This is a genomic window from Pseudomonas sp. NPDC012596, assembly GCF_042902325.1.
Taxonomy (GTDB): domain Bacteria; phylum Pseudomonadota; class Gammaproteobacteria; order Pseudomonadales; family Pseudomonadaceae; genus Aquipseudomonas.
This window is the reverse complement of record NZ_JBIBEB010000001.1, coordinates 428,291-450,174: the sequence shown is the minus strand read 5'-3', so window position 1 is coordinate 450,174 and position 21,884 is coordinate 428,291. Positions and strand designations below refer to the sequence as shown.

The 21,884-nt window shown below is 63.9% G+C and carries 19 protein-coding genes; 10 read left to right on the top strand and 9 right to left on the bottom strand.

Going from position 1 to position 21,884, the window contains the following annotated elements; translation table 11 throughout:
* Positions 1-2: 2 nt before the first annotated feature.
* From ACFY68_RS01970 to ACFY68_RS01955, 4 genes are all read left to right on the top strand, one after another.
* Positions 3-872, top strand: coding sequence for a LysR family transcriptional regulator (locus ACFY68_RS01970; RefSeq protein ID WP_387522874.1), 870 nt, complete (start codon positions 3-5; stop codon positions 870-872).
* A gap of 216 nt (positions 873-1,088) precedes the next feature.
* Complete coding sequence (locus ACFY68_RS01965; RefSeq protein ID WP_387522872.1) at positions 1,089-2,147, top strand: putative 2-aminoethylphosphonate ABC transporter ATP-binding protein; 1,059 nt, start codon at positions 1,089-1,091, stop codon at positions 2,145-2,147.
* A 1-nt stretch (position 2,148) separates the two neighbouring features.
* Positions 2,149-3,873, top strand: a complete 1,725-nt coding sequence (locus ACFY68_RS01960) for a putative 2-aminoethylphosphonate ABC transporter permease subunit (RefSeq protein WP_387522870.1) — start codon at positions 2,149-2,151, stop codon at positions 3,871-3,873.
* Between the two features lie 30 nt (positions 3,874-3,903).
* A complete protein-coding gene (locus tag ACFY68_RS01955; protein ID WP_387522868.1) occupies positions 3,904-4,929 on the top strand; it encodes a putative 2-aminoethylphosphonate ABC transporter substrate-binding protein in 1,026 nt (341 codons plus the stop codon).
* 95 nt (positions 4,930-5,024) lie between these two features.
* Here ACFY68_RS01955 and ACFY68_RS01950 read toward each other — a convergent pair whose 3' ends face one another.
* The gene (locus ACFY68_RS01950; RefSeq protein ID WP_346614193.1) at positions 5,025-6,389 is read right to left on the bottom strand and encodes a GTPase/DUF3482 domain-containing protein; all 1,365 of its coding nucleotides are present in this window, start codon (positions 6,387-6,389) and stop codon (positions 5,025-5,027) included.
* Complete coding sequence (locus ACFY68_RS01945; RefSeq protein ID WP_387522866.1) at positions 6,382-7,773, bottom strand: DUF2868 domain-containing protein; 1,392 nt, start codon at positions 7,771-7,773, stop codon at positions 6,382-6,384. Before ACFY68_RS01945 ends, ACFY68_RS01950 begins: the two co-directional genes overlap by 8 nt.
* A 54-nt stretch (positions 7,774-7,827) precedes the next feature.
* Here ACFY68_RS01945 and ACFY68_RS01940 point away from each other — a divergent pair, with 54 nt between their 5' ends.
* A complete protein-coding gene (locus ACFY68_RS01940; protein ID WP_387522864.1) occupies positions 7,828-8,343 on the top strand; it encodes a dihydrofolate reductase in 516 nt (171 codons plus the stop codon).
* A gap of 34 nt (positions 8,344-8,377) precedes the next feature.
* Here ACFY68_RS01940 and ACFY68_RS01935 read toward each other — a convergent pair whose 3' ends face one another.
* Entirely contained in the window at positions 8,378-9,769 is a 1,392-nt protein-coding gene (locus ACFY68_RS01935; protein ID WP_387522862.1) for an L-cystine transporter, read from the bottom strand.
* A gap of 241 nt (positions 9,770-10,010) precedes the next feature.
* On the opposite strand from ACFY68_RS01935, the gene ACFY68_RS01930 reads away from it, so the two are divergent.
* Positions 10,011-11,066 (top strand): haloacid dehalogenase-like hydrolase, encoded by a 1,056-nt coding sequence (locus ACFY68_RS01930; protein ID WP_387522860.1) that lies wholly within the window; start codon positions 10,011-10,013, stop codon positions 11,064-11,066.
* Positions 11,067-11,239: 173 nt separating this feature from the next.
* Here the strand turns inward: ACFY68_RS01930 and ilvD are convergent, their stop codons facing one another.
* Together ilvD and ACFY68_RS01920 are read right to left on the bottom strand one after the other, a co-directional pair.
* Positions 11,240-13,081 (bottom strand): dihydroxy-acid dehydratase, encoded by a 1,842-nt coding sequence (gene ilvD / locus ACFY68_RS01925; protein ID WP_387522858.1) that lies wholly within the window; start codon positions 13,079-13,081, stop codon positions 11,240-11,242.
* A 465-nt stretch (positions 13,082-13,546) separates the two neighbouring features.
* A complete protein-coding gene (locus ACFY68_RS01920) occupies positions 13,547-14,743 on the bottom strand; it encodes a class I SAM-dependent rRNA methyltransferase (RefSeq protein ID WP_346614186.1) in 1,197 nt (398 codons plus the stop codon).
* 215 nt (positions 14,744-14,958) lie between these two features.
* On the opposite strand from ACFY68_RS01920, the gene ACFY68_RS01915 reads away from it, so the two are divergent.
* Together ACFY68_RS01915 and mutM are read left to right on the top strand one after the other, a co-directional pair.
* The gene (locus ACFY68_RS01915) at positions 14,959-15,777 is read left to right on the top strand and encodes an HDOD domain-containing protein (protein WP_387523037.1); all 819 of its coding nucleotides are present in this window, start codon (positions 14,959-14,961) and stop codon (positions 15,775-15,777) included.
* A gap of 3 nt (positions 15,778-15,780) precedes the next feature.
* Positions 15,781-16,593 (top strand): bifunctional DNA-formamidopyrimidine glycosylase/DNA-(apurinic or apyrimidinic site) lyase, encoded by an 813-nt coding sequence (gene mutM, locus ACFY68_RS01910; RefSeq protein WP_346614185.1) that lies wholly within the window; start codon positions 15,781-15,783, stop codon positions 16,591-16,593.
* A 57-nt stretch (positions 16,594-16,650) separates the two neighbouring features.
* Here the strand turns inward: mutM and ACFY68_RS01905 are convergent, their stop codons facing one another.
* The 3 genes from ACFY68_RS01905 to ACFY68_RS01895 all read right to left on the bottom strand — a co-directional run bounded on the left by ACFY68_RS01905 (position 16,651) and on the right by ACFY68_RS01895 (position 19,099).
* Positions 16,651-16,902, bottom strand: coding sequence for a YfhL family 4Fe-4S dicluster ferredoxin (locus ACFY68_RS01905; protein WP_016502084.1), 252 nt, complete (start codon positions 16,900-16,902; stop codon positions 16,651-16,653).
* A gap of 107 nt (positions 16,903-17,009) precedes the next feature.
* Positions 17,010-17,489, bottom strand: a complete 480-nt coding sequence (gene coaD / locus ACFY68_RS01900) for a pantetheine-phosphate adenylyltransferase (RefSeq protein ID WP_119146559.1) — start codon at positions 17,487-17,489, stop codon at positions 17,010-17,012.
* A 179-nt stretch (positions 17,490-17,668) separates the two neighbouring features.
* Complete coding sequence (locus ACFY68_RS01895; protein WP_387522855.1) at positions 17,669-19,099, bottom strand: coniferyl aldehyde dehydrogenase; 1,431 nt, start codon at positions 19,097-19,099, stop codon at positions 17,669-17,671.
* Positions 19,100-19,249: 150 nt separating this feature from the next.
* On the opposite strand from ACFY68_RS01895, the gene ACFY68_RS01890 reads away from it, so the two are divergent.
* Both ACFY68_RS01890 and ACFY68_RS01885 read left to right on the top strand, forming a co-directional pair.
* Entirely contained in the window at positions 19,250-19,915 is a 666-nt protein-coding gene (locus ACFY68_RS01890) for a TetR/AcrR family transcriptional regulator (protein WP_387522853.1), read from the top strand.
* A gap of 35 nt (positions 19,916-19,950) precedes the next feature.
* A complete protein-coding gene (locus ACFY68_RS01885) occupies positions 19,951-20,805 on the top strand; it encodes a sulfurtransferase (protein ID WP_387522851.1) in 855 nt (284 codons plus the stop codon).
* 41 nt (positions 20,806-20,846) lie between these two features.
* Here the strand turns inward: ACFY68_RS01885 and ACFY68_RS01880 are convergent, their stop codons facing one another.
* Complete coding sequence (locus ACFY68_RS01880; protein ID WP_387522849.1) at positions 20,847-21,839, bottom strand: hydrolase; 993 nt, start codon at positions 21,837-21,839, stop codon at positions 20,847-20,849.
* Positions 21,840-21,884 lie beyond the last annotated feature (45 nt).

Genomic DNA, 21,884 nt, shown 5'->3' with positions numbered 1-21,884 from the left:
CAATGCTGAGCGCCGAGCTCAAAGCTTTCTACATGGTGGCCCGCCTGGGCAGTATCACCTTGGCGGCGAAGAAGCTTGGGCTGAGCCAGCCGACGGTGACCACGCAGGTCCGTAACCTGGAGAGCCAGTACGCGGTAGAGCTGTTCTACCGCGGTGGCCGGCGCCTGGTGTTGAGCGAGCAGGGCGTGCGCCTGCTGCCGATGGTCAAGGCGCTGCTGCAGCAGGAGGCCGACATCGAGTTCGAACTGCGCAACAGCGGCCACTCCCAGGGTAGCCTGCGTATTGCCGCCACCGCGCCTTATTACATCCTCGACCTGGTCAAGATCTTCCGCGAGCGCCTGCCCCAGGTGGAAGTGGCGGTTGAGATCGGCAACTCGCAGCAGGTGCTGGAGATGCTCGAGGATTACCGTGTGGATATCGCCGCATCGTCGCAGTTGCTTGAAGACGCCCGCCTGGTACGGCGCGTGCTGGGCACCGACCCACTGGTGGTGGCCATGCATCGCAATCATCCGTTGGCGCACCGCCAGGCGGTGTCCATCGACGTGGTGGCGGGGCACTGCCTGCTGATGCGCGAAAAGGGCTCGACCACTCGCAAGCTCACCGAACAGATGATGGCGGATGCCGGTGTGAAGGCCTCGGCGTTGCTGGAGATCGGCAGCCGCGAGTCGATCCGCGAGGCGGTGTTGCGCAATATCGGCATCAGCGTGATTGCCCGGCACGAGGTGCCGCACAACCCGGAGTTGCGAGTGCTGACGCTGGATAATGCACCGCTGATGCACGAGTACCTGTACTGCCTGAAGGAGCGGCGCCAGGCCCGTCTGCCGGCGGCTTTCCTAGGGGTGGCGCAGGAAGTGGTGGGTTCACGGTTCTAGATGTGCGGCGGCCCTATCGCCGGCAAGCCGGCTCCCACAGGTAGCCCACTGGCTTGGAGACCTGTGGCGAACCTGTAGGAGCCGGCTTGCCGACGATAGGGCCTCCAGGCCACTACAAAGTCTGCCTATACCACTATCACCCGCTTTTGCCTGAACGCCACAGAACCTTCGCACAGCCTTCCTAGCATGGCCCCATCCGTTCGATGAGGCCTTGCCATGAACCCCGCTACCCCAGGCGCACACATGAAAGTGCGCGGCATCCACAAGCGTTTCGGCGCCTTCACGGCGCTGAACGATGTCTCCCTGGATATCGCCGCCGGCGAACTGGTCTGCCTGCTCGGCCCTTCGGGTTGCGGCAAGACCACCCTGCTGCGCTGCATCGCCGGGCTTGAGCGCCAGGACCGTGGTGAGCTGTACATCGGCGAGCGCGATATCTCCGAACTGCCGCCCCAGGCCCGTGACTACGGCATCCTGTTCCAGTCCTACGCGCTGTTCCCCAACCTCACCGTCGAAGCCAATATCGCCTACGGCCTGGCCGGCAGTAGCCGTGACCAGAGCCGCCAGCGTGTGGCCGAAATGCTCGAACTGGTGGGCCTGGCCGGCAGCGAAAAGAAGTACCCCGGCCAGCTCTCTGGTGGCCAGCAGCAACGCGTGGCCCTGGCCCGCGCGCTGGCTCCGTCGCCTTCGCTGCTGTTGCTAGATGAGCCGATGTCGGCGCTGGATGCGCGTGTGCGTGAGCACCTGTGCACCGAGTTGCGCCAGTTGCAGCGCCAACTGGGCATTACCACGCTGATGGTCACCCACAACCAGGACGAAGCCATGCTCATGGCCGACCGCATCGCAGTGATGAACAACGGCCAGGTCGAGCAATACGCCACGCCGCAGGAGATCTACGATCAACCGGCTACGCCGTTCGTTGCCGAGTTCGTCGGCCAGGGCAACTGGCTACCGTTTCAGCGCAATGGCGACAGCCATGCCCAAGTTGGCGCCATGCGCATGCGCCTGGCCCCCGGTGCGCCGCGTGCCAGCAGCGGCCGCCTGTTCTGCCGCCCGGAGGCGATCACCGTCAACCCGGTGATGCACGAAGAAAACCTGTTCCCGGCCAAGGTCCACGAAATCACTTTCCTCGGTAACCGCTGCCGCATGAGCTTCGAGCTCGAAGCCCTGCCAGGGCATTCCCTGCTGGCCGAGCTGACCCCAGAAGCCATGCCGCGCCTGGGCTCGCAGGACATCTGGGTGGCGCTGCCGCCGCAGAGCCTGCAGGTGTTTGCCTGAGATGGCCGCGCCAATTTCGCTGCCGCTCAGCCAGGCCAAGCCCGCAGCGCGCAGTGATGTCGCGCTGGGTGATCGGCTGTTCGTCGTCGGTGGCAAGAGCCTGCTGCTGATTCTGCTGCTGTTGGCAGTGCTGATGCCATTGCTGGCGATCTTCTGGCGTGGCTTCAGTGGCGACGCCGGCCAGGGCGGCGGCCTGCTGGCGGCCCGTGAACTGTTTGCCAGCGAGAACTTCCACTGGCTGCTCGGCAACAGCCTGTCGGTGGCCTTCACCGTTGCCGCGATTGTGGTACCGCTGGCGTATCTGTTCGCTTACGCCCTGCAGCGTACGCTGATCCCAGCCAAGGGCGTGTGGCGGGGGATCTCGCTGCTGCCGCTGCTGGCGCCATCGATGTTGCCCGCCATTGCGCTGGTCTATCTGTTCGGTAACCAAGGGCTGTTGCGCGGGCTGCTCAGCGACAACATCTATGGCTTTTGGGGCATCGTCCTGGGCGAAGCCATCTACACCTTTCCGCATGCGCTGATGATCCTGCTCTCGGCCTTGTCGCTGGCCGATGCCCGCCTGTTCGACGCTGCCTCCAGCATGGGCGCCGGGCCTTGGCGGGCGTTTCGCAGCATTACCTGGCCGGCTACGCGCCAGGCCGTGTTCGCGGCGTTCTGCCTGGTGTTCACCCTCACCATCACCGACTTCGGAGTACCTGTGGTGGTCGGTGGCGATTATCAGGTGTTGGCGCTGGAGGCCTACAAAGCGGTGGTCGGCCAGCAGCAGTTCGGCCGTGGCGCGTTGATCGGCATGGTGCTGCTGGTGCCAGCCTTGCTGAGCTTTGCCGTCGACGCCTGGCTGCGCCGCCGCCAAGGCGACGCCCTGAGCGGCCGTGCCCAGGCATTCGAGCCCAAGCCTTCGCGCAGCCGTGATGCCTGCTACCTGGCCATCGTGATGCTGGTATGCGCAGTGCTGCTCGGGGTGATCGGCATGGCGGTGTACTCGTCGTTGGTGACCTTCTGGCCTTACAACATGACCTTGTCGCTCAAGCACTACATGTTCGAGGACACCGCAGGGGGTGGCTGGCTGGCGTATCGCAACAGCGTGACCATGGCCATCGGCACGGCGCTGATCGGCAGCCTCGTGATCTTTGCGGGTGCCTACCTGATGGAGAAGACCCAGGGCCAGCGCCTGCTCAACCAAGCCCTGCGCCTGCTCAGCTTCATCCCCATGGCGGTGCCCGGCCTGGTGCTGGGCCTGGGTTATGTCTTCTTCTTCAACCTCAACGGCAACCCGTTGCACGTGTTCTACGGCAGCATGGGGCTGCTGGTGGTGTGCACCATCGCCCATTACCTGACCACTGCGCAGATGACCGCCACCACCGCGTTGCGCCAGCTCGACGGTGAGTTCGAGGCCGCCGCGCTGTCGCTCAAGGTGCCGCTATACAAGCATTTCGTGCGGGTCACCGTGCCGATCTGCCTGCCCGCGTTGCTGGACATCATCCGCTACCTGTTCGTCTCGGCGATGACCACCGTCTCGGCAGCGATCTTCCTGTATAGCCCCGACACCATCCTTGCCGCCGTCGCCGTGCTGAATATGGACGATGCCGGCAACGTCGGCGGCGCTGCCGCCATGTCCACCCTGATCCTGCTGACCAGCGCCGCTGCCTCCTTGTTGCTGGCCGGTGCCTCCCGCGGCCTGCTGCGCCGCTCCCAGGCCTGGCGCCAGCGCGCGCCTGGCCATTGACCGACTGCCCACACTGACAGGAACCGCATCATGTTCAAGCCCCTCGCACTTGCCGCTGCCGTATCCGCCGTATTCAGCCTGCAGGCTTCGGCCGCCAGCACGCAGCTGACCGTATACACCGCCCTGGAAGCCGAGCAGCTCAGGAGCTACAAGCAAGCCTTCGAAAAGGCCAACCCGGACATCGAGATCAAGTGGGTGCGTGACTCCACCGGCATCATCACGGCCAAGCTGCTGGCCGAGAAAGACCGCCCGCAGGCTGACGCGGTGTGGGGCCTGGCCGCCTCCAGCCTGGCCATTCTCGACCAGAACGGCATGCTCGAAGCCTACGCACCGAAGGACCTTGGCAAGATCTCCGGCAACTACCGCGACGCCGCCAACCCGCCGGCCTGGGTCGGCATGGACGTGTGGGCCGCGACCATCTGCTTCAACACCATCGAGGCCGAGAAGCAGGGCCTGAGCAAACCGGTGAGCTGGCAGGACCTGACCAAGCCGGAGTACAAGGGCAAGATCGTCATGCCCAACCCGGCATCGTCCGGCACCGGCTTCCTGGACGTGAGCGCCTGGCTGCAGACCTTCGGCGAACCGCAGGGCTGGGCCTACATGGACGCTCTGCATCAGAACATCGGCCAGTACGTCCACTCCGGTTCCAAACCGTGCAAGCTGGCGGCGGCGGGCGAATTCCCCATCGGTATTTCGTTCGAGTACCCCGCCGTGCAGCTCAAGCGCCAGGGTGCGCCGTTGGACATCGTATTGCCCAAAGAAGGGTTAGGCTGGGAGATCGAGGCGACCGCGCTGATCAAAGGCTCGCCGAAGGCTGAAGCCGCCAAGCGCCTGGCCGACTTCTCGGCAAGCCCTGCGGCCATGGAGCTGTACAAGGAAAACTTCGCCGTGCTCGCCGCACCGGGCATCGCCAAGCCGCAGACCGAGCTGCCGGCCGACTATGAACAGCGGCTGATCAAGAACGACTTTGCCTGGGCCTCCAGGAACCGTGACGAGATCCTGGCCGAGTGGCGCAAGCGTTATGACGGCAAGTCGGAGAAGGTCGCTCAGCAGTAATTGGCCGATGGACGATACCCCGGCTGCCTGAGCCAGCCTCTTCGCGTGCTCCCGTAGGAGCGGGCTTGCCCGCGAAGAGGCCCTGACAGGCACCCTCAAATCTGCAAAACCAGTGCCTCCAGCTGTTCCTGCCGCTCAGCCTGATTCACCCGCGCCCCCGGGTTGAGCGTCGACCACTGCGGATGCGCCCGCGCCTTGTTCAAAGCTTCGGGCAGCTTGCCTTCGCGCCAGGCTTTTTCATCCAACTCACCCAGGCGGATGCTGTTCTGCGCCGCATGCCCGCGGCTATCCAGCGCTGCCATCAGTTGCTGCTGGCGGAGGGCGAGCAAGCGCAGCACGGTGTCGTCAACTGTCAGCTCCCGCTGCCCCTTCAGTTTCCCCATCAGCCGTGAGCCATAATTGCGTGCGGTCTGCAGCGCCCCCCCGGCAATGGCGCCGGCCAGTGCGGCAGCACCTAGCGTCAGGCCACCGACCAGCAAGTCGACGCCCGCTCCGGCCGCAGCACCCGCCGCCACGCCGCTGCCCAGGCGCACCCCGAGCAACTTCAACGTTTCGGGGTTGAACAAGTCATCGCCCCAGCGCCCATCCAGCAACGGCAGGTCAGCGGCATTGGCATCCTCGCGGCGGAACGCATAGAGCTTGAGCAACGCTTCTACACAGCGCTGTTCACGCTGGCGTACGTCCTGGCGCAGTGCTTCGATAGCCTGTGCCTCGGCGGCAGGTTCGGCTGCAACGCTGCGCCGGCAAGCGGCGCAGTCCAGCAGCAACTCGGCGATCAGCCGCTTGCCGCTTTGTTGGCGCGCGAGGCGTTGCGCCTGTTGGTCGTCGATCAACCGTTGCAGGGCCGGGCGGGCGTCCTCCAGCAGCAAGGCCAGGCTTTCGTAAAGGCGGCGTTCGCCATCTTCCGGGGGCGCCACGCTGTCGAACCGCACCAGCGCATGCAGGCCCAGGCGGGCCAGGGCATCTCGCCATTCGGGCTCGCGGTGCTGGCTACTGGCGACGAAGTTGAGCACCGGCAGCAGTGGTTTGCCGCAACTGGCCAGCACTTCCAGTTCGTCGCGGTACTTGGCCAGCACCGGCTCGCGGGCGTCGATCACATACAGGCCGGCGTTGCTGGCCAGCAACTGGCGCAGCACCTTGGCCTCCTGCTCGAAGCGCTGGCGCGCCTCGCTGCCTTGCAGAAAGCGCTCCAGGCGGGCCGGGCCGTCGAGGCGCTCGCCCGGGCGCTCAAGGCGCTCCAGGTAATCGAGCAGGGCGATGGCATCTTCCAGGCCAGGAGTGTCGTAGAGCTCGAGCAGCGCTTCGCCGTCCACCGACAGGCGTGCGCCTTCGACATGGCGGGTGGTGCTCGGGCGATGGGAGACCTCGCCGAAGCCCACATCGCGGGTAAGCGTGCGCAGCAACGAGGTTTTGCCGACATTGGTGTGGCCGACCACGGCCAGTTTCAGCGGCTCAGTCATGGCCATGCTCCAGCCAGGTCAGCGGTGAGGTGTCAGCGTGGGGCAGGCCGAGGCGGTCCAGTGCTTCGTGCCAGTCGCCCAGCCGCTCGGCGTCCAGGGCCTGGCCGGGTGCCGCCTGCAGTAACCAGATGCGCGTGGCCGCGGCGTTGCGCGCCAACTCCGCCAGCAATGCCAGGCTGCCACGGTCGGGCGAGCGGCGGGGGTCGCAGGCGATGGCCAGGCGCGCCGGGGGGAAGCGGCTGAGCTGTTCCAGCAGGCGATTGCGCGATTCGCGGCTGTCGAGCACGCCGGCATCGGTCACACTTTTGGGCAGAGCAGGGGGCCATGGGCGCTGGTCGTCCAGCTCCAGCCCGACCAGCAGGGCACCGCTGCTGCCGGTTTCCAACTGGCCGGCCTGGAACTGCGGCAGGGTTTGCGGGGCTACGTCCTGCACGCCGATACGCTCACTGCGTGGCATCAATGCTTCGCGCAGTTGGGCGTAACCGGGCAGGCTGAGGTCCAGGGCCAGGCGTTCACGGCCCTGGCGCCAGCGCCACAGGCACAGCCCGGCCAGTATCAGGCGCGGCAGCAGGCCATACACCAGTACCACGCCGAGCAGCCAACTGGCCCAGGCCTGGCGGGCCACATCCAGAGCCGGCAGGGTGTCGCCGCTGGTGCGGATCATGCTCTCGTCCGGCACGGCAAAGCCGAGCAGCGAGGGCAGCGCGCCGAGGGTTTGGGTCAGGTGCACAAAGGGCTCTGCAGCGAGCAGGGTGGTTTCCCAGACGAAGCCATAGCGCCGGGTGGCGAGCAGCGCCAGCAGCAGCGCCAGCGCACTGAGCATGGCCAGGGCCCATAGGCTGTGCACCAGCAGGCCCAACAGCCAACGGTTCAGGCGCTGGCGTTGCAACAGCACCAGCAGTGCTGGCGCCAGATGCGCGGCCTTGGCGTCGCGGGCAAAACGTTCGCTCAGCCACAACCACAGGCGGCCAAGGCTGGCGCCGTGTTCGCCGCTCAAGACAAGGCCCGCAGCCCAACCCAGCAGCATCAGCAGGTTCAGCCCGAGCAGGCTGCCCAACGCCCAGAATACGTTGACCGGGCGCTGCCCATCGCCAAGGGCGGCAAAGGCCAGGCCCGCGCCGCTGAGCACGGCCAGCAGCAGCAACGCCAGCAGCGCCAGGCGCGCGCCTTGCTTCCAGTGAAGCAGGGCGGTGGTCATGCCGTCACGTTCGGCCAGGAACAGTGCGCGCGCCTCTATGCGCGTGGCCAGGTCGCCACCCTGTTGGCGTGCGTGGCGGTTGGCTTCCTGGTCCTCAAGGGGGCCGGCGTGTTCCTCGCGCAGGCGTACCGCTTCGGTGAGCCAGCGCGTGTCCAGTGGAGTCGGTCCAGTCACAAGGTCTTCCATTGCACGGTTCAGGGCAGAAGCATAACCCACCGCGGGTTTGCTATCCTCGCCGGCATGACTACTTCACTTCCCCTCAGCCTGATTGCGGCGCTCGCCGAGAACCGCGTGATCGGCATCGACAACTCCATGCCCTGGCACTTGCCGGGGGACTTCAAGTACTTCAAGGCCACCACCCTGGGCAAGCCGATCATCATGGGCCGCAAGACCTGGGACTCGCTCGGCCGACCGCTGCCGGGGCGTTTGAACATCGTGGTCAGCCGCCAACCGGGCCTGCGACTGGCCGGCGCCGAGGTTTTCGCCTCGCTGGAAGACGCAATTGTGCGCGCCGAGCAGTGGGCACGCGAGCAGGGCGTGGTTGAGCTGATGCTGATCGGCGGCGCGCAGCTGTATGCACAGGCGCTGGAGAAGGGCTTGGTGAGCCGCATGTACCTGACTCGGGTGGAGCTTGAGCCGGAAGGCGATGCCTGGTTCCCCGAGTTCGACAAGAGGCAGTGGCAACTGGCGTCGAGTGAAGCGCAGGCAGAGGCGGACAAGCCTGCGTATCACTTCGAGGTGTGGAACAAGGTGTGATGATGCTGGGGCCGCATCAGCGGCCCCAGCTGTTTCAGGAGTGGCTCAACTCGGCGTGCTCATCGTCAGCCAGCACAGCCTTGTCGGTCTCCTTGAGCAGTTGGCTGGTCACCACGCCTGCAGTCATCGAACCGTTGACGTTCAACGCCGTGCGGCCCATGTCGATCAACGGCTCGACCGAAATCAACAGGGCCACCAGTTCTACCGGCAGGCCCATGGCTGGCAGCACGATCAGCGCCGCGAAGGTTGCACCACCGCCCACGCCGGCAACGCCTGCCGAGCTGAGTGTGACGATGGCCACCAGGGTTGCGATCCACAGCGGGTCGAAGGTGTCGATGCCCACTGCCGGGGCCACCATCACCGCTAGCATCGCCGGGTACAGGCCCGCGCAGCCGTTCTGGCCAATGGTCGTACCGAACGATGCGCTGAAGCTGGCGATCGACTGAGGCACGCCCAGGCGACGGGTCTGGGCCTCGATGTTCAGCGGGATGCTGGCCGCACTGGAGCGGCTGGTGAAGGCGAAGGTCAGCACCGGCCACACTTTGCGGAAGAAGCGCAGCGGGCTGACGCCGGTGGCGGCGAGGATGATGCCGTGCACCACGAACATCAGGCCCAGGCCGATGTACGACACCACCACGAAGCTGCCCAGTTTGAGGATGTCATCCAGGTTGGAGCTGGCCACGACCTTGGTCATCAGCGCCAGCACGCCGTACGGGGTCAGTTTCATCACCACGCGCACCAGGCGCATTACCCAGGCTTGCAGGGTGTCGATGGCCGACAGGGCGCGCTGGCCTTTCTCGGCATCGTCCTTGATCAGTTGCAGCGCGGCCAGGCCGACGAACACGGCGAAGATCACCACGCTGATGATCGAGGTTGGCTTGGCCCGTGCCAGGTCGCCCACCGGGTTGCTCGGGATGAACGACAGCAGCAATTGCGGGATGTTGAGGTCTGCGACCTTGCCCGCGTAATCACTGTGGATAACTTGCATCCTCGCGCTTTCCTGGGCGCCGGCGACCAAACCTTCGGCGCTAAGGCCGAACAGGTTGGTCAGCACGATGCCGATCAGCGCGGCGATGGCGGTGGTCAGCAGGAGTGTGCCGATGCTCAGCACGCTGATGCGGCCGAGCGATGAAGCATTGTGCAAGCGCGCCACGGCGCTGAGGATCGAGGCGAAGATCAGCGGCATGACGATCATCTGCAGCAGGCCGACGTAGCCGTTACCGACCAGGTCCAGCCAGCCGATGGTGGCTTTCAGCACCGGGTGGCCAGCACCGTAGACGGTGTGCAGCACCAGGCCGAAACCTACGCCCAGTGCCAGGCCGAGCAGGACCTTCTTGGCCAGGCTCCAGTCGGTACGGCGGGTTTGCGCCAGGCCCAGCAGCAGGGCCAGGAACGCCAGCAGGTTGAGAGACAGCGGCAGGTTCATTGAAGCTCCAGGAAAAAGCAGAAGAGGCATCGCCTCTGTGAGCGATTGCGAACGGAAATGCTAACAGCCTGAAAAGAAACGAATTTATACCCAAAAGTAATTTGCTTAGTCGTTTATGGAATAACAAGTTGTCGCAGATAGCAATGCACACGACGTTTACAACTTTATGAACGTCGCTGTGGCGTCCCGCTTGCCTGAAAGATTGGTCTAGTTTTTCCCGATCATTTCAGGAGATTCGCACATGACGTTCGCTCCGAAAGCCTTGGCCGGCGCTTTGTCGCTGCTGTTCAGTATCGAAATCTGGGCGGCCGAACTTACACATTGGCCTGCTGAGGCGGCCAATCAGCTCGGCACGATGATTGCCGCCAACGCCAACAAGGGTAACTACGCGGTTTTCGACATGGACAACACCAGCTACCGCTACGACCTGGAGGAAGCGCTGCTGCCGTTCATGGAAAACAAAGGGCTGCTGAGCCGGGACAAGCTCGACCCGTCGCTGAAGCTGATCCCGTTCAAGGACACCGCGGAGCACAAGGAGAGTCTGTTCAGTTATTACTACCGCCTGTGCGAACTCGACGACATGGTCTGCTACCCGTGGGTTGCCCAGGTTTTTTCGGGTTTTACCCTCAAAGAACTCAAAGTTCAGGTCGATGAGCTGATGGCTTCTACCAGGCCAATCCCCACCACCTACTCAGAAGGGGATCAGGTCAAACCCATCGAAGTGCAGCCACCCAAGGTCTTCACCGGCCAGGCCGAGCTGTTCAACAAACTGATGGAGAACGGCATCGAGGTCTATGTGATCTCTGCTGCCTCCGAAGAGTTGGTGCGCATGGTCGCTTCGGACCCCAAATACGGCTACAACGTGAAGCCTGAGAACGTGATCGGCGTCAGCCTGCTGCTCAAGGACCGCGCCAGCGGCCAGTTGACCACGGCACGCAAGCAGATTACTGCGGGGCATTACGATGCCAAAGCCAACGAAGGCCTGGAACTGACCCCTTATCTGTGGACCCCGGCGACCTGGATGGCGGGCAAGCAGGCGGCAATCCTCACCTACATCGATGAATGGAAAAAGCCCGTGCTGGTTGGCGGGGACACCCCGACCAGCGATGGCTATATGCAATTCCATGGTGTGGATGTGGGCAAGGGCGGCATCCACCTGTGGATAAACCGCAAGGCCAAGTACATGGACCAGTTGAACGGGATGATCGCCAAGAACGCAGCAGCCCAGGCGAAGGAAGGGTTGCCGGTGACGGCCGACAAGAACTGGGTGATCGTGACGCCGGAGCAGATTCAGTAGGCCGTTTGCCGCCTGTAGCGGCCCCATCGCCGGCAAGCCGGCTCCCACAGGTAAATCACAGTACTTGAAGGCTGTGGAGTGCCTGTAGGAGCCGGCTTGCCGGCGATGGGGCCGGCACAGGCATAAAAAAACCGGCGCTCAGGGCGCCGGTTCTTCATTCACACCAGAAGGCCTCACAGCCCTTCGAGCATCGCCTTGTTACGCACAGCACCCTTGTCGGCACTGGTCGCCAGCAGCGCGTAGGCCTTCAGTGCGGTGGTCACCTTGCGCGGGCGTACTTCGGCTGGTTTCCAGCCTTTTTTGTCCTGCTCGGCACGGCGTGCAGCCAGCTCTTCGTCGCTGACCTGCAGGTTGATCGAACGGTTAGGGATATCGATCAACACCTTGTCGCCGTCGCGCACCAGGCCGATGGCGCCGCCAGCAGCGGCCTCTGGCGAAGCGTGGCCGATCGACAGGCCGGAAGTACCGCCCGAGAAGCGGCCGTCGGTGAGCAGGGCGCAGGCTTTGCCCAGGCCTTTGGATTTCAGGTACGACGTCGGGTAGAGCATCTCCTGCATGCCCGGGCCGCCCTTCGGGCCTTCATAACGGATGATGACGATGTCGCCAGCTTTGACTTCGTCGGCGAGAATGCCCCGCACGGCGCTGTCCTGGCTTTCGAAGATCTTCGCGTTGCCTTCGAACACGTGGATCGATTCATCCACACCGGCGGTTTTCACCACGCAGCCGTCGAGGGCAATGTTGCCGTACAGCACGGCCAGGCCGCCTTCTTGCGAATAGGCGTGCTCGAAGCTTCGAATGCAGCCGTTTTCACGGTCGTCGTCGAGGGTTTCCCAACGGGTTGACTGGCTGAAGGCCGTCTGGGTCGGGATGCCCGCCGGGCCTGCCTTGAAGAAGGTGTGCACGGCTTCGTCATCGGTCTGGGTGATGTCCCACTTGGCGATGGCTTCTTCCATGCTGGCGCTGTGTACGGTCGGCAGGTCGGTGTGCAACAGGCCGCCACGGGCCAGCGAGCCGAGGATGCTGAAGATGCCGCCGGCGCGGTGGACGTCTTCCATGTGGTACTTCTGGATGTTCGGCGCCACTTTGCACAGCTGCGGCACCTTGCGCGACAGGCGGTCGATGTCACGCAGGTCGAATGCCACCTCGCCTTCCTGGGCTGCGGCCAGCAGGTGCAGGATGGTGTTGGTCGAACCGCCCATGGCGATGTCGAGCATCATGGCGTTTTCGAACGCCTTGAAGTTGGCGATGCTGCGCGGCAGTACCGACTCGTCGTTCTCGCCGTAGTAGCGCTTGCACAGCTCGACGATGGTGCGGCCGGCAGTAAGGAACAACTGCTCACGGTCGGAGTGGGTGGCCAGGGTCGAACCGTTGCCCGGCAGGGCCAGGCCCAGTGCTTCGGTCAGGCAGTTCATCGAGTTGGCGGTGAACATGCCCGAGCAGGAACCGCACGTCGGGCAGGCGCTGCGCTCGTACTCGGCAACCTTCTCGTCGGACGCCGTGGAATCGGCGGCAATCACCATTGCGTCGACCAGGTCCAGGCCGTGGCTGGCCAGCTTGGTCTTGCCGGCTTCCATCGGGCCGCCGGAGACGAAGATTACCGGGATGTTCAGGCGCAGGGCGGCCATCAGCATGCCGGGGGTGATCTTGTCGCAGTTGGAAATGCACACGATGGCGTCGGCGCAGTGCGCGTTGACCATATATTCCACTGCGTCGGCGATGATTTCGCGGCTGGGCAGGGAGTACAGCATGCCGTCATGGCCCATGGCGATGCCGTCGTCGACCGCAATGGTGTTGAATTCCTTGGCCACGCCACCGGCGCGCTCGATCTCGCGGGCAACCAGCTGGCCCAGGTCCTTCAGGTGCACGTGCCCTGGGACGAACTGGGTGAACGAGTTGGCGATGGCGATGATCGGTTTCTTGAAATCGTCGTCCTTCATGCCGGTGGCGCGCCACAGGGCACGGGCGCCGGCCATGTTGCGGCCGTGTGTGGAAGTCTTGGAACGATAATCAGGCATGAAGCACTCCTGGCGGCTTGATCAGGTCACAAAAAAAGGGAAGTGAGCTTCTCTTGTCCTATGCGCCTTAGGCCGGTTGCCACTGGCACGGATGGGGCCGAAGACATCACGGGATCGCCGTGTGCTCGACCAGAGCTCATAAACCCGCCGGGGGATGACTGGCGATGAATAGCCCGATTCTACACCGCTGGCGCGGCGAGGGAATGGCGATGTGTCTGGGCGGTGGCTTTGGCCGCATGGCCGGTAGCGTGTAGGACGGTTCTGAAACGCTGTGCCAACGGCTAACCTGCCGGCCCAGACTGACTATGATCCGCCCGCCGCATGTGCGGCGTCACGAGACACAAACTCAATGGACCTTCCCAGTTTCAGTTCATACCGAACTCGCAAATTGGCACTGAGCGCGCCGCCGCCAGGGATATCTGAGATGACCCTGGGGGCTGCACGGCAGCCCCCAGGGTTCGCTGATCAGCTGTTGGGCAGCAACCGGCAGGTGATGCTCTTGATGTAACGGGTTTCGGCGATGGCCGGGTGTACCGGATGGTCCGGGCCCTGACCACCGCGCTCGAGCAGCTGCAGGTTGCGGTCCAAGTGGCGGGCGCTGGTCAGCAGAATGTTGTTCAGGTCGTCCTCAGGCAGGTGCATGGAGCACGAGGCGCTGACCAGGATGCCATCCTTGGTCAGCATGCGCATGGCCTGTTCGTTGAGGCGACGGTAGGCCGCTTCACCGTTTTTCAGGTCTTTCTTGCGCTTGATGAACGCGGGTGGGTCGGCAATGATCACGTCGAAGCGCTCTTCGGCGGCCTTCAGCTCGCGCAGCGCCTCGAACACGTCGCCTTCGATGCAGGTCACTCTTTCGCTGATGCCGTTGAGCGTGGCGTTGCGCTCGACGCCGTCCAGGGCAAAGCCCGAAGCATCCACGCAGAACACTTCGCTGGCGCCGAAAGCGCCGGCCTGCACGCCCCAGCCACCGATGTAGCTGAACAGGTCGAGCACACGCTTGCCCTTGACGTAGGGTGCCAGGCGCGCACGGTTCATGCGGTGGTCATAGAACCAGCCGGTTTTCTGACCTTCGCGTACCGGGGCTTCGAACTTGACGCCGTTCTCTTCCAGGGCGACCCAGTCCGGCACTTCGCCATAGACGGTTTCGACATAGCGCGGCAGGCCTTCGGCATCACGCGCGGCGGAGTCGTTCTTGAACAGGATGCCGCTCGGCTTGAGGACTTGGACCAGCGCGGCGATCACGTCGTCCTTGTGCAGTTCCATGGTGGCCGAGGCCAGCTGGACCACGAGAATGTCGAAGAAACGGTCGACCACCAGGCCCGGCAGCAGGTCGGAGTCGCCGTAGACCAGGCGGTAGCACGGCTTGTCGAACAGGCGCTCACGCAGTGACAGGGCGACGTTGAGGCGGTGCACCAGTAGGGACTTGTCCAGTGGCAGCTTGATGTCGCGCGACAGCAGGCGGGCGCAGATCAGGTTGTTCGGGCTCAGTGCCACGATACCCAGCGGCTTGCCGTTGGCGGCCTCGAGAACCGCCTGTTGGCCGGCCTGGAAGCCTTGCAGCGGGGTCGCGGTGACATCGACTTCGTTGCTGTAGACCCACAGGTGGCCGGCGCGCAGGCGGCGGTCGGCATTGGCTTTGAGGCGAAGGCTGGGCAGGGACATGACGTCGCTCCGGGAAAAAAGAGCGGGAGTATAGCGTGTTGGCCTGTGGATCGGGGCAGGGCACGACAAAGTGCTGGCACCTGCGCTGGCAAGCGTGCGTTCACGGGGACTGCAGTACAGCCCCTGGGTTAGAATCCCCGGTCCCCAACGAGTGTGTACGTATGTCCCAAGAACTCAGCGCCGAACAGATCCAGCAAGCCTTGCAAGGCATTACCATTCCGCCGCAGCCGCAGATCATGGTCGACCTGCAGTTCGAGCAGTACATGCCCGACCCGGACCTGGAAACCATCGCCAAGCTGATTTCCCAAGACCCGGGCCTGTCCGGTGCACTGCTCAAGCTGGTCAACTCGCCGCATTTCGGCCTGGCCAACAAGATCGGCTCGATCCAGCGCGCGGTAAACCTGCTGGGCAGCCGCTCGATCATCAACCTGATCAATGCCCAGTCGATCAAGGGCGAGATGTGCGACGAGACCATCGTCACCCTCAACCGCTTCTGGGACACCGCCCAGGACGTGGCCATGACCTGCCTCACGCTGGCCAAGCGCACGGGGCTGCAGGCGGCCGACGAGGCCTACACCCTGGGGCTGTTCCATGACTGTGGCGTGCCGCTGATGCTCAAGCGCTTCCCCAATTATATGGAGGTGCTGGAAGAGGCCTACGCCAAGGCCGATGCAGATACCCGTGTGGTCGATACCGAGAACCGTACCTTCAACACCAACCATTCGGTGGTCGGCTACTTCACAGCCAAGTCCTGGCGCCTGCCGGAGCACATCAGCTCGGCCATTGCCAACCACCACAACGCCTTGGCGGTGTTCCGCGAGGAATCGTCGCGCAACGCCCAGAGCCAACTGAAGCACCTGCTCGCGGTGCTGAAGATGGCTGAACACATCTGCGCGTCGTACCGGGTGTTGGGCAACCAGGGCGTCGACCACGAATGGAACGCAGTCGGCCCGCTGGTACTCGACTATATCGGTTTGTCGGAGTACGACTTCGAGAACCTCAAACAGAATATTCGCGAACTGGGTGGGCATTGATTCATGCCGGAATTACCTGAAGTCGAAACGACCCGGCGCGGGATCGCGCCGCATCTGCAAGGCCAGCGCGTCAGCCGTGTGGTGGTGCGTGACCGGCGCTTGCGCTGGCCGATCCCCGAAGACCTGGATATCCGGTTGTCCGGGCAGCGGATCGTCAGCGTCGAGCGGCGCGCAAAGTACCTGCTGATCAATGCCGAGGTGGGTACCTTGATCAGCCACCTGGGGATGTCGGGCAACCTGCGCCTGGTGGAACTGGGGGTGCCAGCTGCCAAGCATGAGCACGTCGACATCGAACTGGAGTCGGGGTTGATGCTGCGCTACACCGACCCGCGCCGCTTCGGCGCCATGCTCTGGAGCCTCGACCCGCTCAACCACGAGTTGCTGTTGCGCCTGGGGCCAGAGCCGCTGACCGACCTGTTCGACGGTGAGCGCCTGTTCCAGCTGTCACGTGGGCGTTCGATGGCGGTCAAGCCGTTCATCATGGATAACGCGGTGGTGGTGGGGGTGGGCAACATCTACGCGACCGAGGCCTTGTTTGCCGCCGGTATCGACCCGCGCCGGGAAGCGGGAGGCATTTCGCGGGCGCGTTACCTGAAGTTGGCCATCGAAATAAAGCGCGTGCTGGCAGCCGCCATCGAGCAGGGCGGCACGACCTTGCGCGACTTTATTGGCGGCGACGGGCAGCCGGGGTACTTCCAGCAGGAACTGTTCGTGTACGGCCGCGGCGGGATGCCGTGCAAGTTATGCGGGACGACCTTGCGCGAAGTTAAGCTGGGCCAGCGGGCCAGTGTCTACTGCCCGCGCTGCCAGCGCTGAAGCAACTGGCCCTGTCGTCGGCAAGCCGGTGACAGGGCCATCGCAAGCCAGAAGGGTTCAGTCCTTACCGGTAATCCGGCGGTACTTGGCCATCAGCTGTTCTTCGCTTTCCGGGTGCGCTTCATCCAGCGGGATGCAGTCGACCGGGCAGACCTGCTGGCACTGCGGCTCGTCATAGTGCCCAACGCACTGGGTGCACAGGTTAGGGTCGATCACGTAGATCTCTTCGCCTTGGGAGATAGCCTCGTTCGGGCACTCGGGTTCGCAGACGTCGCAGTTGATGCAATCGTCGGTGATGATCAGGGACATGGGGACTCCGGCCGGGGCTCTCGGCCCGGGCATGTTCAACGCAATGGGCACAATTGTGCCGCATTCGCGCCCGCAGTGCACGCGGGCGCGATAATCAGCAGTCTGGCTTACTTCTTGAAGCGTTCAGTCAGTGCCTCAGCCACCACCGGGTGGACAAACTTGGTGATGTCGCCCCCCAACGCAGCAATTTCCCGGACCAGGGTCGAGGAAATGAACGAATAACGCTCCGACGGCGTAAGGAAGAGGCTTTCGACGTCGGGCGCCAGTTGCCGATTCATGTTCGCCAGTTGGAACTCGTATTCGAAGTCGGACACCGCGCGCAGGCCACGAAGGAAGACGTTGGCGCCCTGTTCCTTGGCGAAATGCGCCAGCAGCGAAGAGAAGCCGATGACTTCGACATTGGGCAGGTGCTTGGTGACCTCACGGGCTAGCGCTACCCGTTGTTCCAGCGGGAACAGGGGGTTTTTCTTCGGGCTGGCCGCCACTGCGATGATCACGTGGTCGAACAACCGCGAGGCGCGCTCGACCAGGTCGCCATGGCCTTTGGTAATGGGGTCGAAAGTACCCGGGTACAACACTCGGTTCATCGCGTCATCCTGGCTTGGAGTGCGTTGGGGAGTCGGATGTTAGCGCAGCGATAGCGCCCGGCCAAGTCATGCGGCCAGCTGATGGCACTATAGACAGCGCGGGCATTTGTTGTCATGCACTGTGTGCCAGCCGTGCGAGCAGGGCGTCGGTGAGCGTGGCGCGGATGGTTGCCCCGGCCTCAGCGGATGAACAATTTGTAGACAAGGCGCTGCAAGGCCTTGCCGTACGGGGGGTAGATCAACCGGGCTGCATTCAGGCGCTGCTTGGCCAGCACCGCCTTGGCTTTGCTGAAGGTCAGGAAGCCGTCGTGGCCGTGGTAGTGACCCATGCCGGAGGGGCCGATACCACCGAATGGCAGGTCGTCCTGGGCTACCTGCAGCAAGGTGTCATTCAAGCAGACGCCGCCGGAGTGGCTGTGTTGCAGCACATGTTCCTGCTCGGCGCGGTCGTAGCCGAAGTAATACAGGGCCAGCGGGCGTGGGCGCTGATTGATGTAGTCCAGGGCGCCATCGAGGCTGTCGTAGGGCACTACGGGCAGCAGCGGGCCGAAGATCTCGTCCTGCATTACCAGCATGCCATCGCTCACCTCCAGCAGCAGCTGTGGCGGCAGGCGCCGGCCCTCACGGGGTTCGTCGGGGTACAGGTCGATGACTTGCGCGCCCTTGTCGCGGGCGTCGTCCAGCAGGCGCTGCAAGCGCTGTAGCTGCCTCGGGTTGATGATGGCGCTGTAGTCGGGGTTGTCGGCGATCCGCGGGTACAGGCGGCGCATGGCATTGCGATAGGCATCGCAGAAGGCGCCCAGACGCTCGCGGGGCACCAGCACGTAGTCAGGGGCGACGCAGGTCTGGCCGGCGTTCAGGCCCTTGCCGAAGGCGATGCGTTCGGCGGCGCTGGCCAGCGGCACGCTGGCCGACACGATGGCCGGCGACTTGCCGCCCAGCTCCAGGGTCACAGGTGTGAGATTTTGCGCGGCAGCCAGCATGACTTGGCGGCCGACGCTGGTGGCGCCGGTGAACAGCAAATGATCGAAAGGCAGGCTGGCGAAGGCCTGACCGACTTCCACCTCGCCCAGCACCACATTGACCAGGTCATTCGGGAACACCCGCTCAAGCAGCGCTTTCAGCGCCAGGCCTGTGGCGGGCGTGGACTCGCTGAGCTTGAGCATGACCCGGTTGCCAGCGGCCAAGGCGCAGGTCAGCGGGCCGATGGCGAGAAATAGCGGGTAGTTCCACGGCACGATGATGCCAACCACGCCCAATGGCTGATACAGCACGCGTGCGCTGGCGGGCTGGAAGGCCAGGCCGACGGTACGCTTGGCCGGGCGCATCCAGCGTCGCAGGTGGCGCTCGGCGTGGCGAATGCCCTGCACTGCGGGCAGCAGTTCGGCCAGCAGGGTTTCGTCGGCGCTGCGGCCAGCGAAGTCCGCATCAATCGCCTCGATCAGCCGCTGCTGATCTGCCAGCAAGGCCTCGCGCAGGCTTGCCAACCACTGCCGGCGTTGCGCTGCTGGCGGCATGGGGTTGCCTGCAAATGCCTTGCGCTGGGTGGCGAACATGGCCGCCAGTTCGTTGTCGGAATGCATGAGAGGCAGGGCGATGGGCGTGGTCACGGAGGCTCCCTGAGTGGGCTGAGGACACCTCGAGCCTATACGCTAACTAGCACGATGGTGCGACTTTTTCACCTGTGCGAACCGTGCATCCAGGCCGCTTTACGCCGTAAGATGGGCCATTACCGCAAGCCTGCAGACTGGGAGCTAAGCATGGCCCCGCGCATGAAAACCCGAGAGCGCATCGTGCAGAACAGCCTGGAGCTGTTCAACCAGCAGGGCGAACGTAGCGTCAGTACCAACCACATTGCCGCGCACATGGAAATTTCGCCCGGCAACCTGTACTACCACTTCCCCAACAAGCAGGCGATCATCGCCGTTTTGTTCAACCAGTACGAAGAACTGGTGGACAGCTTTCTGCGCCCGCCGCAAGGCCGCGCCGCCACGGTCGAAGACAAGCGTTTCTACCTCAAGGCGCTGCTCGCGGCGATGTGGAACTACCGCTTCCTGCACCGCGACCTTGAGCACCTGCTAGACAGCGATGCCGAGCTGGCCGCCCGTTACCGGCGTTTTTCCGAACGTTGCCTGCACCAAGGCCAGGCGATCTACCGCGGCTTCATCGAGGCCGGGATCCTGGCCATGGCGCCTGCTCAGATCGAATCGCTGACTATCAATGCCTGGATCGTCCTGACCTCTTGGGTGCGTTTTCTCAGCACCACCCGCGAGCATTCCGCCCATTTGGGCGAAGAAGCCTTCAAGCGCGGCGTCTATCAGGTATTGGTGCTGGAGCTCGGCTTCGTCACCGCCAAGGCCCGCAGTGCCGTGGATGCGCTATGCCAGGAATTCCATGTTCCGTTCAACCAGGCCCTCGAGCCATAGCCCAGGGCCTTCGTGCCATCGATCAGGAGATTGTCATGCCCCTTGCGCAATTGATCACCCCGCAGCAGCTGGCCGAGCGTCTGAACTCGCCCAAGTTGGTGATCCTCGATTGTCGTTTTGCCCTGGAAGACGTGGATTACGGCCAACGCAGCTATGCGCAGGGGCATATCGCCGGGGCGCACTTTGCCGACCTGGAGCGTGATCTGAGTGGCCCGATAAGCAAGGGCAGGACGGGGCGCCATCCGCTGCCTGATCCGCATGACCTGGTCGAGCGCCTGCGTGATTGGGGGGTGGATAACGACAGCGAAGTGGTGCTTTACGATGACGGCCCCGGTGCATTTGCCGCGCGTGCCTGGTGGCTGCTGGCCTGGCTGGGCAAGCGCAGCGGCGTGGCCATCCTCGACGGCGGCCTCAAGGCCTGGCACGCCGCGCACCTGCCATTGAGCCTGGATGCGCCAGCACGGCGTGAAGGCTCGTTCAGCGGCGAACCGGACGCAAAGTTGCTGATCGACGGCGAACACTTGGCCAAGCAGCTGGGCAAAGCCGAAATGACCCTGATCGATGCGCGCGCCTTGCCGCGATTCCGTGGTGAAGTAGAACCGATCGACCCGGTGGCGGGGCATATCCCTGGGGCCCAATGTGCAGCGTTTACCGACAACCTGGGCCCTGACGGGCGCTTCTTGCCGGCGGACCAGTTGAAGCAACGCTTTGCCGAGAAGCTGGCGGGGCGGGCGCCGGAGCAGCTGGTGTCTTATTGCGGGTCTGGCGTGACGGCTTGCCATAACCTGTTCGCGTTGGCGCTGGCAGGGTACCCGTTGGGCAAGCTGTATGCCGGGTCGTGGAGTGAGTGGATCAACAACCCCGCGCATGGTGTTGCCACCGGCGAGTAGCGGCTCGGATTGCTCAAGGAGCGTGCCGGGGAGCCGGTTCGCTACTGGCCCTCGACCAACCACCTCGGAATGCGCCGCTCCAGGTAATACCCGGGGTTGCGCAGGCTGCCATCGACAAAGCCCACATGGCCGCCGTGGCTGTGCAGTTCAAGACGGGTCTGTGGGGCCAGTTCCCTGGCGGTAGGCAGGCTATGGCCGGCGACGAACGGGTCATCGCTGGAGTGGATGATCAGTGTGGGTGTGCGGTTCTGGCCCAGGAAGAAATGGCTCGATGAGCGGCGATAGTAGTCGTGCACGTCGCGGAAGCCGTTCAGCGGCGCAGTAACCTTGCCATCGAAGTCCCAAAACGTGCGTAAGCGGGTCAGCGGCCCCAGGCGAGTGAGCGCCTCCAGCCTTTCATGCTGACCGTTGTCGTGAAAGTGCCGCTGCTTGAGTTGCACATACGCCAGCATTTCGCGCATGAAGTGCGCCTGGTAAACCTTGGAAAACCCCTGACCGATACGGTCGGCACAGTGGTCCAGGCGAAACGGCACCGATACCGCCACCGCCGCCTCCAGTTGGCTGGCGACCCCAGTCTCGCCCAGGTACTTGAGCAGCACATTGCCACCCAGCGAATAGCCCACCGCGTACAACGGCGCCAATGGGCGCTGGGCGCGCAGGTGGGTGATGATCTCAGCCAGGTCTTCGCTGGCACCGGAGTGGTAACTGCGCGCCAGCAGGTTCGGTACTCCCGAGCAGCCGCGCCAGTTCACTGCGACGCTAGCCCATCCACGGTGCTGTAACGCCTGTTGCAGGCCTTTGACGTAAGGCGAATGCGAGGACCCGGTCAGACCGTGCAGCACCAGCACCAGGGGTGCATCCGGCTGGTGCGGCCCATGCCAGTCGAGGTCAAGGAAGTCCCCATCGGCCAGCCACAAGCGCTCCCGGTTGCGCTGCAGTTCCGGCAGCTTGCGCCACAGTGGCCCCCACAGCGTTTGCAGGTGAGGATTGGAAAGGCCGACGGCCGGACGGAAAGGGGCGCTGGTGCTGGGCATACTGGGCGACTCGTGATGTGCCAGCCTAGAGTGCCATGAAACAGC

Excerpts from the sequence above, each read along its gene's own strand:
- ACFY68_RS01970 (WP_387522874.1), top strand. The coding sequence starts at position 3 with ATGCTGAGCGCCGAGCTCAAAGCTTTCTACATGGTGGCCCGCCTGGGC.
- ACFY68_RS01965 (WP_387522872.1), top strand. The coding sequence starts at position 1,089 with ATGAACCCCGCTACCCCAGGCGCACACATGAAAGTGCGCGGCATCCAC.
- ACFY68_RS01960 (WP_387522870.1), top strand. The coding sequence starts at position 2,149 with ATGGCCGCGCCAATTTCGCTGCCGCTCAGCCAGGCCAAGCCCGCAGCG.
- ACFY68_RS01955 (WP_387522868.1), top strand. The coding sequence starts at position 3,904 with ATGTTCAAGCCCCTCGCACTTGCCGCTGCCGTATCCGCCGTATTCAGC.
- ACFY68_RS01950 (WP_346614193.1), bottom strand. The coding sequence starts at position 6,389 with ATGACTGAGCCGCTGAAACTGGCCGTGGTCGGCCACACCAATGTCGGC.
- ACFY68_RS01945 (WP_387522866.1), bottom strand. The coding sequence starts at position 7,773 with ATGGAAGACCTTGTGACTGGACCGACTCCACTGGACACGCGCTGGCTC.
- ACFY68_RS01940 (WP_387522864.1), top strand. The coding sequence starts at position 7,828 with ATGACTACTTCACTTCCCCTCAGCCTGATTGCGGCGCTCGCCGAGAAC.
- ACFY68_RS01935 (WP_387522862.1), bottom strand. The coding sequence starts at position 9,769 with ATGAACCTGCCGCTGTCTCTCAACCTGCTGGCGTTCCTGGCCCTGCTG.
- ACFY68_RS01930 (WP_387522860.1), top strand. The coding sequence starts at position 10,011 with ATGACGTTCGCTCCGAAAGCCTTGGCCGGCGCTTTGTCGCTGCTGTTC.
- ilvD (WP_387522858.1), bottom strand. The coding sequence starts at position 13,081 with ATGCCTGATTATCGTTCCAAGACTTCCACACACGGCCGCAACATGGCC.
- ACFY68_RS01920 (WP_346614186.1), bottom strand. The coding sequence starts at position 14,743 with ATGTCCCTGCCCAGCCTTCGCCTCAAAGCCAATGCCGACCGCCGCCTG.
- mutM (WP_346614185.1), top strand. The coding sequence starts at position 15,781 with ATGCCGGAATTACCTGAAGTCGAAACGACCCGGCGCGGGATCGCGCCG.
- ACFY68_RS01905 (WP_016502084.1), bottom strand. The coding sequence starts at position 16,902 with ATGTCCCTGATCATCACCGACGATTGCATCAACTGCGACGTCTGCGAA.
- coaD (WP_119146559.1), bottom strand. The coding sequence starts at position 17,489 with ATGAACCGAGTGTTGTACCCGGGTACTTTCGACCCCATTACCAAAGGC.
- ACFY68_RS01890 (WP_387522853.1), top strand. The coding sequence starts at position 19,250 with ATGGCCCCGCGCATGAAAACCCGAGAGCGCATCGTGCAGAACAGCCTG.
- ACFY68_RS01885 (WP_387522851.1), top strand. The coding sequence starts at position 19,951 with ATGCCCCTTGCGCAATTGATCACCCCGCAGCAGCTGGCCGAGCGTCTG.
- ACFY68_RS01880 (WP_387522849.1), bottom strand. The coding sequence starts at position 21,839 with ATGCCCAGCACCAGCGCCCCTTTCCGTCCGGCCGTCGGCCTTTCCAAT.